The sequence below is a fragment of the Kluyvera sichuanensis genome (genome assembly GCF_014218705.1).
GTDB classification, from domain to species: Bacteria; Pseudomonadota; Gammaproteobacteria; order Enterobacterales; family Enterobacteriaceae; genus Kluyvera; species Kluyvera sichuanensis.
The window spans coordinates 38,744-53,198 of record NZ_JABBJF010000002.1 but is presented as its reverse complement, the minus strand read 5'-3'; the positions used below and the strand labels follow the sequence as shown (position 1 = coordinate 53,198).

At 56.5% G+C, this 14,455-nt stretch carries 12 protein-coding genes; 7 read left to right on the top strand and 5 right to left on the bottom strand.

Translation table 11 applies throughout. The features are described from left to right. Positions 1–25: 25 nt before the first annotated feature. Positions 26–1,408 (bottom strand): MFS transporter, encoded by a 1,383-nt coding sequence (locus HII27_RS02575; RefSeq protein WP_396401268.1) that lies wholly within the window; start codon positions 1,406–1,408, stop codon positions 26–28. On the opposite strand from HII27_RS02575, the gene HII27_RS02570 reads away from it, so the two are divergent. Further along, the gene (locus tag HII27_RS02570) at positions 1,353–2,288 is read left to right on the top strand and encodes a LysR family transcriptional regulator (RefSeq protein ID WP_185666417.1); all 936 of its coding nucleotides are present in this window, start codon (positions 1,353–1,355) and stop codon (positions 2,286–2,288) included. The genes HII27_RS02575 and HII27_RS02570 overlap by 56 nt on opposite strands. Before the next feature lie 45 nt (positions 2,289–2,333). Here HII27_RS02570 and rne read toward each other — a convergent pair whose 3' ends face one another. After that, a complete protein-coding gene (gene rne / locus HII27_RS02565; protein ID WP_185666416.1) occupies positions 2,334–5,606 on the bottom strand; it encodes a ribonuclease E in 3,273 nt (1,090 codons plus the stop codon). Between the two features lie 656 nt (positions 5,607–6,262). Between rne and rluC the strand changes: the two genes are divergently transcribed. Continuing rightward, positions 6,263–7,225 carry a 23S rRNA pseudouridine(955/2504/2580) synthase RluC gene (gene rluC, locus HII27_RS02560; protein ID WP_185666415.1) on the top strand — a complete coding sequence of 321 codons (963 nt, stop codon included), beginning with the start codon at positions 6,263–6,265 and terminating at the stop codon, positions 7,223–7,225. 45 nt (positions 7,226–7,270) lie between these two features. Here rluC and HII27_RS02555 read toward each other — a convergent pair whose 3' ends face one another. From HII27_RS02555 to HII27_RS02545, 3 genes are all read right to left on the bottom strand, one after another. Further along, complete coding sequence (locus tag HII27_RS02555; RefSeq protein ID WP_317983832.1) at positions 7,271–8,506, bottom strand: MFS transporter; 1,236 nt, start codon at positions 8,504–8,506, stop codon at positions 7,271–7,273. Positions 8,507–8,611: 105 nt separating this feature from the next. Continuing rightward, a complete protein-coding gene (locus tag HII27_RS02550; RefSeq protein ID WP_185666739.1) occupies positions 8,612–9,736 on the bottom strand; it encodes a dienelactone hydrolase family protein in 1,125 nt (374 codons plus the stop codon). A 175-nt stretch (positions 9,737–9,911) separates the two neighbouring features. Then, positions 9,912–10,496 (bottom strand): Maf family protein, encoded by a 585-nt coding sequence (locus tag HII27_RS02545; protein WP_185666414.1) that lies wholly within the window; start codon positions 10,494–10,496, stop codon positions 9,912–9,914. Positions 10,497–10,638: 142 nt separating this feature from the next. Here HII27_RS02545 and yceD point away from each other — a divergent pair, with 142 nt between their 5' ends. From yceD to fabD, 5 genes are all read left to right on the top strand, one after another. Continuing rightward, positions 10,639–11,160: a 23S rRNA accumulation protein YceD gene (gene yceD / locus HII27_RS02540; protein WP_185666413.1), complete on the top strand. Its 522-nt coding sequence runs from the start codon at positions 10,639–10,641 to the stop codon at positions 11,158–11,160. Positions 11,161–11,176: 16 nt separating this feature from the next. Then, on the top strand, positions 11,177–11,350 hold the full coding sequence (gene rpmF, locus HII27_RS02535) for a 50S ribosomal protein L32 (protein ID WP_003036242.1): 174 nt from the start codon (positions 11,177–11,179) through the stop codon (positions 11,348–11,350). Between the two features lie 79 nt (positions 11,351–11,429). Beyond that, positions 11,430–12,488 carry a phosphate acyltransferase PlsX gene (gene plsX / locus HII27_RS02530; protein ID WP_185666412.1) on the top strand — a complete coding sequence of 353 codons (1,059 nt, stop codon included), beginning with the start codon at positions 11,430–11,432 and terminating at the stop codon, positions 12,486–12,488. 59 nt (positions 12,489–12,547) lie between these two features. Continuing rightward, positions 12,548–13,501: a beta-ketoacyl-ACP synthase III gene (locus HII27_RS02525; protein ID WP_185666411.1), complete on the top strand. Its 954-nt coding sequence runs from the start codon at positions 12,548–12,550 to the stop codon at positions 13,499–13,501. Between the two features lie 17 nt (positions 13,502–13,518). Next, a complete protein-coding gene (fabD, locus tag HII27_RS02520; protein ID WP_185666410.1) occupies positions 13,519–14,448 on the top strand; it encodes an ACP S-malonyltransferase in 930 nt (309 codons plus the stop codon). Positions 14,449–14,455: the final 7 nt, after the last annotated feature.

Sequence of the window (14,455 nt, the reverse complement as noted above, 5' to 3'; positions counted from 1 at the left end):
CCCGTCGCGGGCTTTTTTTCATCGCTTACTGCGCATTGAGTGCGGCGTTACGCAGACGCCAGGTTTCGCTGATGCGAATGGCGAGCGCCACCAGACCAGCAATCGTCGCCAGTACGACCACGCCTTCCCAACCGGCCATCGCATAAACCTGCGTACCCAGCACTGAACCCACGGACATCCCGATAAACACCCCGGTGAACAGCAGCGCGTTCAGGCGACCACGAGCCTGCGGTTCAAGGCTATAGACCAGGTTCTGATGCGCCACCAGGCTTGACTGCAGGCCTAGATCAAAGCCCACGGCGGAGACAGCAATCAGCGCCAGTTGCGCCATCGGCGGCAGTATCGGGAGCAGCAGCATCAGGGCAAATGAGATGCTGACCAGCAGTGCACCCAACTGAGTGACCTTTTCGGCACCGACTTTATCCGCCAGACCACCTGCCAGCGGTGCCGCTAATGCCCCGGCGGCACCGGCGATACCGAACCCACCGGCAACGGCGCTGCCCATGTGGTAGTGCTCGGTCAGCATCACGGCAAGGGTAGACCAGAAGGCGCTAAAGGCGATAGAGAGAAAGCCCTGCGCCATGGCGGCACGACGCAGCGTCGGGTAGCGACGCCACAGGTGCGCCATTGAAGCCATCAGTGCCGGATAGCGCAGCTCTGAGTGGGCGGTAAAATTCGGCAGCACGCGCCACAGCAGGGCTCCAATCAGCGCAATGCTGACGGCAGCGGCCTGGTACATCACGCGCCAGCCGAACAGTTCACCCACCACGCCGCTCACGGTTCGCGACAGCAGAATACCCAGCAGCAGACCGGTCATGACCGTACCCACCATTTTTCCCTGCTTGCCAGCCGGAGCAAGGATCGCCGCCGCCGGGACAATATCCTGCGCCATGGTGGCCGCCATCCCGATAAGCAAACTCACCGCCAGCAGCGAGTGAAACTGCTGGGTCAGGCTGTAAACCAGCAGCAGTACCGCCAGCGACAGGCTTTTCAGCAAAATGAGCGTCCGGCGGTCGTATCGGTCACCGAGCGGCAGCAGAAACAGAATCCCCAACGCGTAGCCGGCCTGGGTCAGGGTAGGTATCAGCCCCATGCCTTCTACGCTCAGGTTTAAGGTCGAGCCCATCAGCGGCAGCAGAGGCTGGGCGTAATAAATGGCGGCGACGCTGAACCCAGCGCCCAGCGCGAGGATAAAAATAAGCAGGCCATTTGCCTGTGTTGATGCGGTGTGATTGTTCATGATGTTGTTGTCCTCAACGGTGTATGAGGCGCATTTTCCGCGTCTTTGGGGTAGAGCGGTAGCCGGCAAGGTGGTAAAACAGTTATACGTTTGACGTATAGGCAAGTCGATAATGAAAAGAAATGAGCGTATAGATCGCGTCGAGCTGATGCGGACCTTTATTCGCATTGTGGAGTCCGGTTCGCTCTCCGCTGCTGCCCGGCAGCTCCAGACCACCCAGGCCACCGTCAGCCGCCGCCTGCAATCGCTGGAGGAGATGCTGGGCGCGAGGCTGCTGCAACGCTCGACGCATGCCATGAAGTTGACGGACGACGGTGAGCGCTGCTATCAGCATGCCCGGCAGGTGGTGGAGTCCTGGCTGGCGCTGGAAGATGCCTTACAGTTTTCTGATGACCAGCCGGTCGGTACGCTGCGGGTACGTGCACCGCATGCCTTCGGTCAGCAACAGCTGTTGACGCCGCTGGTGGGCTTTCTGGCACGCTATCCGCAGCTGTCGGTGGAGTGGATGCTGCATGATAAAGCGGTGGACTTTATCAGCGATAATATCGACTGTGCGATCCGCGTGGGGGCCGACGTTGACCCGGCAACGGTATCGGTGCTGCTGGCGGAAGTGCCGCGCTGTATCGTGGCCTCGCCCGAACTGCTTGCGCGTTATCCGGCGGTGGACTGCCCTGAGTCACTCTCCGCGCTGCCGTGGATTGCCATCAGCACCTTCTATCAGCATGAGATCGTGCTACGCCATACCGAGAGTGACCAGACGGTGAATGTCGCGGTGGCGGCGCGGCTCAGCACTGACAGCCTGTACGTGGCAAAAAACGCGGCGCTGGCACACGTGGGCGTGGCGATTGTCTCAAGCTGGACGGTGGAAGCGGAATTGGCAAGCGGGGAGCTGATTGAGCTATTGCCGCAGTGGCAGGCCGCGCCGCTGCCGGTGCATCTGGTGTATCCGTGGGCGCGGTACTACCCAACGCGGCTGCGTAAGTTTCTCGATCTGATGCGGGAAGTGATGCCGCAAATTGCTGGCATGCAGCAGCCAAAAAAAGGGTAAAAAAAATCGGCCACCGGGGCCGATTTTTTATTTTACTCGCGGCGGTTATTCAACCGGCTGCGGGCGGGTTGGACCTGAGGTCGCGGTATGGGTTGCGCTGTGACCACCGGCGGAACCTTTACCGTCGAAGTCAAAGGTAGGGCGAACCCAGTCGCTGTGACGCGGCGCTTCAGGCACATAGGTTGGCGCAGGTGCGCGAGTCATTGGTGCCGTGGCATGGTGAGCGGCGGCAGGGGCTGGCTCGGCGACAACGGGCGCTTCGACAACCGGTGCCGGTGCAACCACTTGCGCTTCAACGACCGGAGCTGCTGCGACAACTGGCGCAACCACTTCAGGCGTTACCGCTACCGGAGTTTCAACCACTGGCTCTGCGACTGCCGGTTCGGCTTCCACGTTGGCTTCTTCAACCGGCGCTGCGGTTTCGGCAACCGGCTGTACCGGCGCTTCTTCAACAACGACTGGCTCTTCAGCTACAGCTACCGCTTCTGCAATGACCGGAACAGGCGCTTCTTCCTGCGCAGGTGCCGCTGCTTCAGCAACCACCACAACAGGTTCAACGACGACTTCTGGCTCAACCACTTCCGCAGGCTGTACCGGCGCTTCAACAGCTACTGGTGCAACTGGCTCAGCGGCAGCGATAGGCGCTACGGCTTGCTCAACGGTTTCTGCCACGATTGGTTGTGCAATCTCTTCCTGCTCAACCGGTGCATCAACGATGGCCTGATCCTGAACCTGTGCAACCGGGTAACGGATCCACACTTTACCGGATGCCAGTTCTGGCGACGCACAGGCGACGGTCAGCGGCATTGGTGATTGGGTCGGGTAACGCTCATCACGGTAACGACGGCGACGCTGGCCGCTGACGCGCAGGTGACGTGGAGAACGACGGGAGCGACGTGGCATACCGTTGTTATCACGACCTTCAGCGTTATCGTCCTGCTCGGCTTGTGCCGGAACATCAACGACGGCTGGCAGGTCAACTTTCGCCAGAGCGGTACGTGGTGCTTCTTCCTGCTGCGGTTCATCAGCAATCAGTTCACGTGCTGCGGTCTGCTCAGGGGTTTCGATACGCACTTTCTGCGACAGCTGGCGCGGCTTGCGACGCGGCATGTTCTGAACGCGCTCTTCCGCTGCGGCTTCCTCGGCAATAACCGGCTGTTCTTCGCGGCTCTGCGGCTTAGCTTCCTGCGGCTGCTGACGTTTTTCGTCGTTGCGGCGGCGGTTACGTTCGCGGCGGGACTGCTGCTGCTCGTCACGGGATTTCGCTTTCTCGCTGTCGTCTACGGCAGCGACCTGGCGGTTTTCACGTGCCTCACCGGTCTGCTGTGGCTTCTCACGACGGTTGCGACGGTTGTCCTCGCGGCCTTCACGGCTCTCGCGCGGTTCACGGCCTTCAGCGTTTTCACCACGGTCGTTACGTTCGTTACGCTCGTTGCGATCGCCACGGCGGTCGTTACGATCACCACGATCATTACGGTCGCGACGGTTGTTCTGACGCGGTTTGCGGCGTTCCTGTTGACGTTCCGGCTTGGCTTCCTGCTTCTCTGGCTGGGCTTCAACCGGCGTTTCCGGGGTACCGGCAAACAGGTTTTTCAGCGCGCCGAAGAAACGGGAAATCAGGCCTGGTGCAGCAGGTGCGGCAGCAGCGGTTGTTTTAGCCTGCGGCGCAGCGGCAACAGCACTGGTTTTGACAGCCGTTGGCTCTGGCACTTCAGGCATCACGAAGGTCGCCAGCGCTGGCTGTTCAGGCAGCTTACGCTCAACAAACTCTTCTTCTACCGGTAGCGCCATGGCTTCTTCATGCAGCTTCGGCAGCAGGTAGCTCAGGGTAGTGGTCTCTTCACCTTTACGCACGCGCAGTACGGAGTAGTGCGGGGTTTCCATCTGATCGTTTGGCACGATGATGCAGCGAACATCGCCCTGACGGGATTCGATGGCGCTGATAGCGGCGCGCTTTTCGTTCAGCAGGTAAGAGGCAATTGGCACTGGGACAATTGCATGAACTTCTTTGGTGTTCTCTTTCAGCGCTTCTTCTTCAATCAGACGCAGAATGGAGAGCGACAGCGATTCGTTGTCACGCACGGTACCGGTGCCGGAGCAGCGTGGGCAGACGTGGTGGCTGGATTCACCCAGTGACGGGCTCAGACGCTGACGGGACATCTCCAGCAGGCCGAAGCGAGAAATGTGGCTGATCTGGATACGCGCACGGTCCTGACGCACCGCTTCACGCAGACGGTTTTCTACCGCGCGCTGGTGGCGTACCGGGGTCATGTCGATAAAGTCGATAACGATCAGGCCGCCGAGGTCACGCAGGCGGAGCTGACGGGCGATTTCATCGGCCGCTTCCAGGTTGGTGTTGAATGCGGTTTCTTCGATGTCGCCGCCGCGAGTAGCACGTGCGGAGTTGATATCGATAGCGGTCAGCGCTTCGGTGCTATCGATAACGATAGAACCGCCTGACGGCAGACGGACTTCACGCTGGAAAGCGGATTCAATCTGCGATTCGATCTGGTAGTGGCTGAACAGCGGGATTTCACCGGTGTACAGTTTGATTTTGCTACTGAAATCCGGGCGGCCCAGCGCAGAAATGTGCTGACGCGCCATCTCCATCACTTTCGGGTTGTCGATCAGGATTTCGCCGATGTCCTGGCGCAGATAGTCGCGGAAGGCGCGAACAATCACGTTGCTTTCCTGGTGAATCAGGAACGGAGCAGGGCGGCTGTCAGCGGCTTTCTGGATAGCTTCCCAATGCTTCAGGCGGAAGCTTAAATCCCACTGCAGCGCTTCGGCGGATTTACCCACGCCAGCGGTACGTACGATCAAGCCCATGCCGTCCGGCAGCTCGAGGCTTGCCAGCGCTTCTTTCAATTCGGTGCGATCGTCACCTTCGATGCGACGGGAGATACCGCCAGCACGTGGGTTGTTCGGCATCAGCACCAGGTAGCTGCCCGCAAGGCTGATAAAGGTGGTCAGTGCAGCGCCTTTGTTGCCGCGCTCTTCTTTATCAATCTGAACGATAACTTCCTGACCTTCGCGCAGTACGTCTTTGATGTTCGGACGGCCATGGGCGTTGTAATTAGCAGGGAAGTATTCGCGAGCAATTTCTTTGAGGGGGAGGAAACCATGACGTTCGGCGCCGTAATCAACAAATGCGGCTTCGAGACTTGGTTCAATACGGGTAATTTTGCCTTTGTAGATGTTCGCTTTTTTCTGTTCGTGTCCTGGGCTTTCAATATCCAGATCGTACAGACGCTGCCCATCAACGAGGGCGACACGCAACTCTTCCTGCTGAGTTGCGTTGATTAACATTCTTTTCATCGTAACTTACTCATTATTCTTACATTGACGACTAAGCTGCGAGCAGAGTGTTGCCTTTCCGGGGTAAACCGATGGCCTCGTGACTATTCACGTCGCCAACCTCACGGTTGTCGCTCGCTTAAGAGGCGCAGAGTGTCGGTAGCCTGTGTTTCAAGCGGAAACACAGCGCAATTATTTGGGGAACAGCCTGGGATAACTCTCCAGAGAAGATTCCATTTATACTCGTTATCTTTCAGAAGGTAGAGGTCTGCACGGATGTTTCCCGTTGCGTTTTCTGTCTGCCATCTAAAAATCATACAGTATATGTACCGGTAAGGACTGCAACTCGCAGCCCGCTAACTGTCTGAACGATCAATACGTCTTACGCCATTGCTGCGTGGATGATCGGACGGACAAAACTGGTCATTCCGTAAATATCCTTGTTATTCCAGGTTCAACACGGAAAACAGATTCATTATTCCTTGCTAACCTGGTTATAGCAAGATGACTTTCACCTTTTATCACCCGGTTACTCACAGTTTTTTCACCAGTCCGATGAGATTGTTCTAATAACAAACAACTCATAGGGTGAAGCAACGTCAGAAATGGGTAATGATAAATATAAGCATAGAAAAATGAGTGGCGCTATTGAGCCGGGATATTTAGAATCGCGCACCATGAAAACTGAGACTCCGACCGTAAAAATGATTGCCATTAGCGCTGATGAAGCCGGGCAACGAATTGACAACTTTTTGCGCACCCAGCTGAAGGGTGTGCCGAAGAGCATGATTTACCGCATCCTGCGTAAGGGTGAAGTGCGGGTAAACAAAAAACGCATCAAACCAGAATATAAGCTGGAAGCCGGTGATGAAGTGCGTATCCCACCGGTGCGCGTCGCCGAGCGTGAAGAAGAGGCGGTGTCGCCGCATCTGCAAAAAGTCGCGGCGCTGAGCGACGTGATCCTCTATGAAGACGATCATATCCTCGTGCTGAACAAACCTTCTGGTACCGCCGTGCACGGCGGTAGCGGCCTGAGCTTTGGCGTGATTGAAGGGCTGCGCGCTTTACGCCCGGAAGCCCGCTTCCTTGAACTGGTACACCGCCTGGATCGCGACACCTCCGGCGTCCTGCTGGTGGCGAAGAAGCGCTCTGCGCTGCGTTCGCTGCACGAACAGCTGCGCGAGAAGGGGATGCAAAAAGATTACCTGGCGCTGGTGCGCGGGCAGTGGCAGTCCCACGTTAAAGTGGTGCAGGCACCGCTGCTGAAAAATATTCTGCAAAGCGGCGAGCGCATTGTGCGCGTGAGCCAGGAAGGGAAGCCGTCGGAAACCCGCTTTAAGGTGGAAGAACGCTATACCCACGCCACGCTGGTGCGCTGTAGCCCGGTGACCGGGCGTACGCACCAGATCCGCGTGCACACGCTGCATGCCGGTCACCCGATTGCCTTCGATGACCGTTATGGTGACCGCGAGTTTGATAAACAGCTCGCAGGCACTGGCCTGAACCGTCTGTTCCTGCATGCTGCTGCACTGAAGTTTACTCACCCGGGTACCGGTGAAGTGCTGCGTATTGAAGCGCCGCTGGATGACCAGCTCAAGCGCTGCCTGCAAGTGCTGCGTAATCAAAGCAAGCAGCAGTAACAGGCTGTTATAAAGTGAAAAGCGGGCTCTGAGAGCCCGCTTTTTTTATGCCATGTCGCTGACGCGAACGGCGACGCTTTTTTCTTTAATCGGCAGGTTCACCAGCGCGGCTAGCAGCGCCAGCGCAATATCCGCGTACCACACCCACGTCAGACTTCCTTCGTACTGCATCGCCACGCCGCCCAGCCAGGCACCGAAAAAGGCCCCAATCTGATGGGTAAACAGCGTGAAGCCAAACAGCGTTGCCAGGTAGCGGGTGCCGAAGAGCTTGCCGATGATGCCTGCCGTCGGCGGCACGGTGGCAAGCCAGGTAAAACCGATTGCGCAGGCGAAGATATAGAAGGCCGCCTCTGATTTCGAGGAAACCAGGAACAACGCAATCATCACCGCACGGGAGGCATACAGCACGGCCAGAATGTACTTCATCGGATAACGCTTGCCGAGAAAGCCCGCCATGATGCTGCCCGCAATGTTGCATAAGCCAATCAGCGACAGGCTGATAGCCGGAACGGTGGCATCGTGTCCGCAGAGTGCGGCTTCAGATGGCAGGTGGGTAGTCAGAAATGCGACGTGAAAACCGCAGGTGAGAAAGCCTGCGTGCAGCAACAGATAGCTTGGGTTACGAAAGGCGAGGGCAATCTGCTGTTTAAGTCCTGGGTCGGCCGCTGATGAGGTAGGTGCATGTGCCAACGGGCGTTTATCGCCGCGACACAGCATCCAGGACGGAAAGATGGTCGCAAGGGCGGCAATCGCCAGAAACACCAGCCCGGAGGCCATGCCTCGCAGGCCGATAATCAACTGCACCAGTGGGGCAAAGATAAACTGCCCAACCGAACCACCGGCGTTGATCAGGCCACTTGCCATGGAACCTTTATCGGTAGGCAGACGGCTGGCGACTACGCCAATCAGTACCGAGAAGCTGCCCGCAGCGGCACCTGCAGGGCTGAGCAGACCTTGCGCCAGGGTTAAGGGCAGAAACGACGCGGCCCACAGCGTGCCCAGTTGACCCAACGCAATCATTAGCGCACCGAGTACCAGTACGCTGAACGCGCCGCATTTATCTGCCCAGGCGCCAAACAGCGGCTGGAACGCTCCCCACATCAATTGACCAATCGCCAGCGCCATGCTGATTTCGGCGATGCTCATCGACGTTTCCATCACGATAGGGTGCACAAATAGCCCCACGGTCTGACGGATGCCCATAGTGATCATCAGGATCAGGCTGGCAAGCGTAATAGGAAGCCAAAGCGAAGCAGAGGGCGGCGAAGATGGGGCGCTCACGGAGCACTCCTTGGGTCAGGGAAAAGGGTGGCGAGAGAGTACTGAGTCCGGCAAGAAAAAGCTATGCCCTCAGACCTGATATCACACCGGGCTGAGGGCGAGGGGTTAAGGTTTCAACCATTTATCCAGCCACGGGAACACTTCCTCCTGCTGTTGCTGGTAAAAGACGTGACCTAACGCTGGCCAGGTTTTGGTTACTAGCATGTTGTCGGCTTTTTGCGAAGACCAGACGCGGTGCACTTTGGCAAAGGCATCGTTGACTGCGCTGGCCGGGAAAAGCTTGTCCTGTCCGCCGCTAAATATCAGCATCGGTTTCGGTGCGGCAATGCTTGCAATATCCGGAATATCCATTTTGGCCGCCATGCCCGGATGCAGCATATAAAAGGCCGACTGGCCGCGCAGCACGTTGTTACCCGGGGTCATCAGGCCGTTATAGGTACCAAACCAGGAGATAACCGCCGTGGCGGCGACCTTATCGGACAGCGCCGCCAACTGCCAGGCGCGATACCCGCCCATTGAGAAACCGAGCACGCCGATACGCTGGCTATCGACCCCTTTAAGCGAGGCGAGAAAGTCTACGGTTCGCATATCTTCATAGGCCACTTCACCCGCCAGAGAACGTCCCAGATTAAAGTAGTTGCTGGCCAGTGCCTGCTGCTGTTCATACTCCATCGGCCCGCGATCGCCCCAGCCGGGGCTGTCGATGGCGATAACCACGTAGCCACGCTTTGCCAGCTCATCGCCAATAAAACGCCCGCTGAAGAATTTATCGGCCCAGGCCTGGGCGCTGGCAAGCTGCTCGGCGTTACCCCATGGGCGGATGAGTTTCTCTTTGCCGATATCGAATTTTGAACCGTGGTCGTGGAGCAGGACGATTGCCGGATGTGGGCCCGGGGATTTTGGCGTCAGCATCAGCGCAGCGATGCGGTTGTCGTCGGTGATGTTAAGGGCCAGCTTTTCTGCGGTGTAGCTGCCTCGGTCTTCGCGGGCGATGTTTTGTGCGTCGAAGGGTTTGGTCGCGTCAGGAGTGAGAAGCGAGTGACGAAATAACTGACGGGCATGCTGCTGCCACGTTTTAAAATCGGAATAGTGCCCGGAAAGCCATGAATCCGGGTACTGCATTTGGCTTTTCATCTGTTGCCAGCTGGCGGGAAGGTTGCCTTCGACAATGCCCTGATGCTGCCAGTCATCAGCGGCATTGGCCTGCGTTGTGCTCAGCATTGCCAGCATAAATAACAGTTTAGGGGTACCACGCATTCTCTCTCCTTAAATTAAAACAATGTTTCAATGTGGAGTCTGAATTGTAATGGTGATGAAAAAATAAACTGTGATCGTGGGGGGATTTCCCGGCGTCGCTGCGCTCGGCCGGGCTACCTATCCCAAATGTAGCGACGCCGGAAATGCACTAATCTGCCAGCGGGTTAAAGCGCTCCCGACGGAGCATTTTGCACAGGGCAATCAGCGGTAAACCAATCAGCGTGTTCGGATCGCGCCCTTCAAGGCGGTCAAATAATGCAATCCCCAACCCCTCGCTTTTAAAGCTTCCAGCGCAGTTGAGCGGATTTTCTTTACGGATATAGGCGTTGATTTCTTGCTCACTTAAATGGCGGAAATGAACGTCGAACGGCTCGCATTCCGTTTGTAGCTGGCCATTGGCGGAGTTATACAGCGCCAGCCCGGTATAAAACGTCACCACATTACCACTGGCCTTTTTTAATTGCAGGCGAGCATTCTCTTCGGTGTGCGGTTTACCGGTGATTTCTCCATCGAGCAAACAGACCTGGTCAGAGCCAATAATCAGATGGTTAGGGAAACGCACGGCCAGCGCCTGGGCTTTGGCCTGCGCCAGTCGCAGGACCAGGCTGCGTGGGGTTTCGCCTGGTAACGGTAGTTCATCGACCTCGGGGGCGGCGCACTCGAAGGGCAGGCCGAGTTTCTCGAGCAGCTGTTTGCGATAGGGGGATGTCGAAGCAAGAATCAATTCAGGCATAATTTTTTAAATAGACGGTAGCGAATTAGATTCCGACATTTTAAACTATAGGCCGCAATGTGTGCGAATTATTGGCAAAAGGCAACCTGAGGCTGCCTTTTTCTTTGACTCTATGACGTTACAAAGTTAATATGCGCGCCCTATGCAAAAGGTAAAATTACCCCTGACTCTCGATCCGGTTCGTACGGCTCAAAAACGCCTTGATTACCAGGGTATCTATACCCCCGATCAGGCGGAGCGCGTCGCCGCGTCCGTAGTCAGTGTGGACAGTGATGTAGAATGCGAAATGTCCTTCGATATCGATAACCAACGCCTCGCGGTTCTGACCGGTGATGCGAAGGTAACGGTATCGTTAGAATGTCAGCGTTGCGGGAAACCGTTTACTCATCATGTCTACACAAAGTATTGTTTCAGCCCGGTCAAAAATGATGATCAGGTTGAGGCACTCCCGGAAGCGTATGAGCCGATTGAGGTTAACGAATTCGGTGAAATCGATCTGCTGGCGTTGGTTGAAGATGAAATCATCCTCGCCTTGCCGGTAGTTCCGGTGCATGATTCTGAACACTGTGAAGTGTCCGAGGCGGACATGGTCTTTGGTGAATTGCCTGAAGAGGCACAGAAGCCAAACCCATTTGCCGTATTAGCCAGCTTAAAGCAAAAGTAATTGAGGAGTAAGGTCCATGGCCGTACAACAGAATAAACCAACCCGTTCCAAACGTGGCATGCGTCGTTCCCATGACGCTCTGACCGCAGTCACCAGCCTGTCTGTAGACAAAACTTCTGGTGAACAACACCTGCGTCACCACATCACTGCCGACGGTTTCTACCGTGGCCGTAAGGTAATCGCTAAGTAATCACGCGAAAGCGTGATGAAGCTTAGTGAGGAATTTCCCCGTTAACGCGGGGAAACCCAAACCAAGCGGCGACGATACCTTGACACGTCTAACCCTGGCGTTAGATGTCATGGGGGGCGATTTTGGCCCTTCCGTGACAGTGCCTGCAGCATTGCAGGCACTGAGTTCTAATCCGCAACTCTCACTTCTTTTAGTCGGTAATCCCGACGACATTACGCCATTACTTGCCAAAGCTGACTTTGAACAACGTTCACGTTTGCAGATTATCCCTGCCCAGTCGGTTATTGCCAGTGATGAACGGCCCTCGCATGCTATCCGCCATAGCCGCGGTAGTTCAATGCGCGTGGCGCTTGAGATGGTGAAAGAAGGGCGGGCCGAAGCCTGCGTCAGCGCCGGAAACACCGGGGCGCTGATGGGGCTGGCAAAATTATTGATCAAGCCCATTCAGGGGATTGAGCGCCCGGCGCTGGTGACGGTTCTGCCGCATCAGCAAAAGGGCAAAACGGTGGTGCTGGATCTCGGTGCCAACGTGGATTGCGACAGTAACATGCTGGTGCAGTTTGCCGTCATGGGTTCGGTCATGGCCGAAGACGTGCTGGGAATTGAAAACCCGCGCGTTGCGCTACTGAACATCGGTGAAGAAGAGATTAAGGGGCATGATAGTATTCGTGATGCCTCATTAGTGTTAAAAACAATCTCTTCCCTCAACTATATCGGCTATCTTGAAGCCAATGAACTGTTGACGGGAAAAACCGATGTGCTGGTTTGCGATGGCTTCACAGGTAACGTCACCTTAAAGACGATGGAAGGGGTTGTCAGAGTCTTCCTCTCGCTGCTGAAATCACAGAGTGAAGGGAAAAAACGGTCGTGGTGGCTGTTTTTATTAAAGCGTTGGTTACAAAAAAGCCTGACAAGGCGATTCAGTCACCTCAACCCCGACCAGTATAATGGCGCCTGTCTGTTAGGATTGCGCGGCACGGTGATTAAGAGTCATGGTGCAGCCAATCAGCGAGCCTTTGCGATCGCTATAGAACAGGCAGTGCAGGCGGTGCAGCGACAAGTTCCTCAGCGAATTGCCGCTCGCCTGGAATCCGTATACCCCGCAGGATTCGACACTCTGGAAGCTGGCAACCGATAGCGCCAGCGCCCCGATGGTTGAATAGGGCGGCTATATTAGCGAAAAGTGACTGAGCGTACATGTATACGAAGATTATTGGTACCGGCAGCTATCTGCCTGAGCAAGTGCGGACTAACGCCGATCTGGAAAAAATGGTTGATACGTCTGACGAGTGGATTGTCACCCGTACAGGTATCCGTGAGCGCCGTATTGCTGGCCCTGATGAAAACGTGTCTACGCTGGGTTACGAAGCGGCAAAACGCGCGCTGGAAATGGCGGGCATTGAAGCCAGCGAACTGGGGCTGATTGTGGTGGCTACCACTTCTGCTACCCACGCTTTCCCAAGTGCAGCCTGTCAGATTCAGGAAATGCTGGGCGTGAAAGGCGCACCGGCATTTGACGTCGCGGCAGCGTGCGCAGGTTTCACCTACGCGCTGAGTGTGGCCGATCTGTACGTCAAAACGGGCGCAGTGAAATATGCGCTGGTGGTCGGTGCCGATACGCTGGCACGTACCTGCGATCCAACCGATCGCGGCACGATCATTATCTTCGGTGACGGCGCGGGCGCCGTGGTGCTTGGCGCATCTGAAGAGCCGGGCATCATCTCTACCCATCTGCATGCAGACGGGAGCTACGGTAAGCTGCTGACGCTGCCGAACGCCGATCGCGTTAACCCGGAAAACTCCATCCATCTGACGATGGCGGGTAACGAAGTCTTTAAAGTCGCGGTGACTGAACTGGCGCACATCGTTGATGAAACGCTGGCAGCGAATAACCTCGACCGTTCTGAACTGGACTGGCTGGTGCCGCACCAGGCGAACTTACGTATTATCAGCGCGACGGCGAAGAAGCTCGGCATGTCGATGGACAATGTCGTGGTCACTCTCGACCGTCACGGCAACACCTCCGCCGCTTCCGTGCCTTGTGCCTTTGACGAAGCGGTACGCGACGGTCGCATTAAACGCGGTCAACTGGTGCTGCTCGAGGCCTTCGGTGGCGGGTTCACCTGGGGCTCTGCGCTGGTTCGTTTCTAAGTATAAGGATTATAAACATGACGCAATTCGCTTTCGTGTTCCCGGGTCAGGGTTCACAGGCGGTAGGCATGCTGTCTGAACTGGCAGCAACCTATCCGGTTATTGAAGAAACTTTTCATGAAGCTTCCGCAGCGCTGGACTACGATTTATGGGCGCTGACCCAACAGGGGCCTGCTGAAGAGCTGAACAAAACCTGGCAGACTCAGCCTGCGCTGCTGACCGCTTCCGTTGCCCTGTATCGTCTGTGGCAGCAGCAGGGCGGTAAAGCACCGACTCTGATGGCCGGTCACAGCCTGGGCGAATACTCTGCGCTGGTTTGCGCGGGCGTTATCGCTTTCGCTGACGCGGTGCGTCTGGTTGAACTGCGCGGCAAATTCATGCAGGAAGCGGTACCGGAAGGCACTGGCGGCATGTCTGCTATCATCGGTCTTGACGATGCGTCTATCGCTAAAGCGTGCGAAGCGTCTGCGGAGGGCCAGGTGGTTTCTCCGGTTAACTTCAACTCGCCGGGCCAGGTGGTTATCGCCGGTCACAAAGAAGCGGTTGAACGTGCAGGTGCCGCCTGCAAAGCAGCGGGCGCTAAGCGTGCGCTGCCGCTGCCGGTTAGCGTGCCATCCCACTGTGCGCTGATGAAGCCTGCTGCCGAGAAACTGGCCGTTGAGCTGCAGAAAATTACCTTTAACGCGCCGACTGTTCCGGTTGTGAACAACGTCGACGTGAAGTGCGAAACCGATGCCGACGCGATTCGCGACGCGCTGGTTCGCCAGCTGTACAGCCCGGTTCAGTGGACCAAAACTGTGGAGTTTATGGCATCCCAGGGTGTAGAGCATCTGTATGAAGTTGGTCCGGGTAAAGTCCTCACCGGTCTGACCAAACGTATTGTAGATACCCTGACTGCATCGGCCATTAACGAGCCGGCTGCCCTGTCAGCGGCACTTGCGCAATAAAGAGGAA

Coding starts and splice junctions, on each gene's coding strand:
- HII27_RS02570 (WP_185666417.1), top strand. CDS start 1,353: ATGAAAAGAAATGAGCGTATAGATCGCGTCGAGCTGATGCGGACCTTT.
- HII27_RS02575 (WP_396401268.1), bottom strand. CDS start 1,408: ATGCGAATAAAGGTCCGCATCAGCTCGACGCGATCTATACGCTCATTT.
- rne (WP_185666416.1), bottom strand. CDS start 5,606: ATGAAAAGAATGTTAATCAACGCAACTCAGCAGGAAGAGTTGCGTGTC.
- rluC (WP_185666415.1), top strand. CDS start 6,263: ATGAAAACTGAGACTCCGACCGTAAAAATGATTGCCATTAGCGCTGAT.
- HII27_RS02550 (WP_185666739.1), bottom strand. CDS start 9,736: ATGCTGGCAATGCTGAGCACAACGCAGGCCAATGCCGCTGATGACTGG.
- HII27_RS02545 (WP_185666414.1), bottom strand. CDS start 10,496: ATGCCTGAATTGATTCTTGCTTCGACATCCCCCTATCGCAAACAGCTG.
- yceD (WP_185666413.1), top strand. CDS start 10,639: ATGCAAAAGGTAAAATTACCCCTGACTCTCGATCCGGTTCGTACGGCT.
- rpmF (WP_003036242.1), top strand. CDS start 11,177: ATGGCCGTACAACAGAATAAACCAACCCGTTCCAAACGTGGCATGCGT.
- HII27_RS02525 (WP_185666411.1), top strand. CDS start 12,548: ATGTATACGAAGATTATTGGTACCGGCAGCTATCTGCCTGAGCAAGTG.
- fabD (WP_185666410.1), top strand. CDS start 13,519: ATGACGCAATTCGCTTTCGTGTTCCCGGGTCAGGGTTCACAGGCGGTA.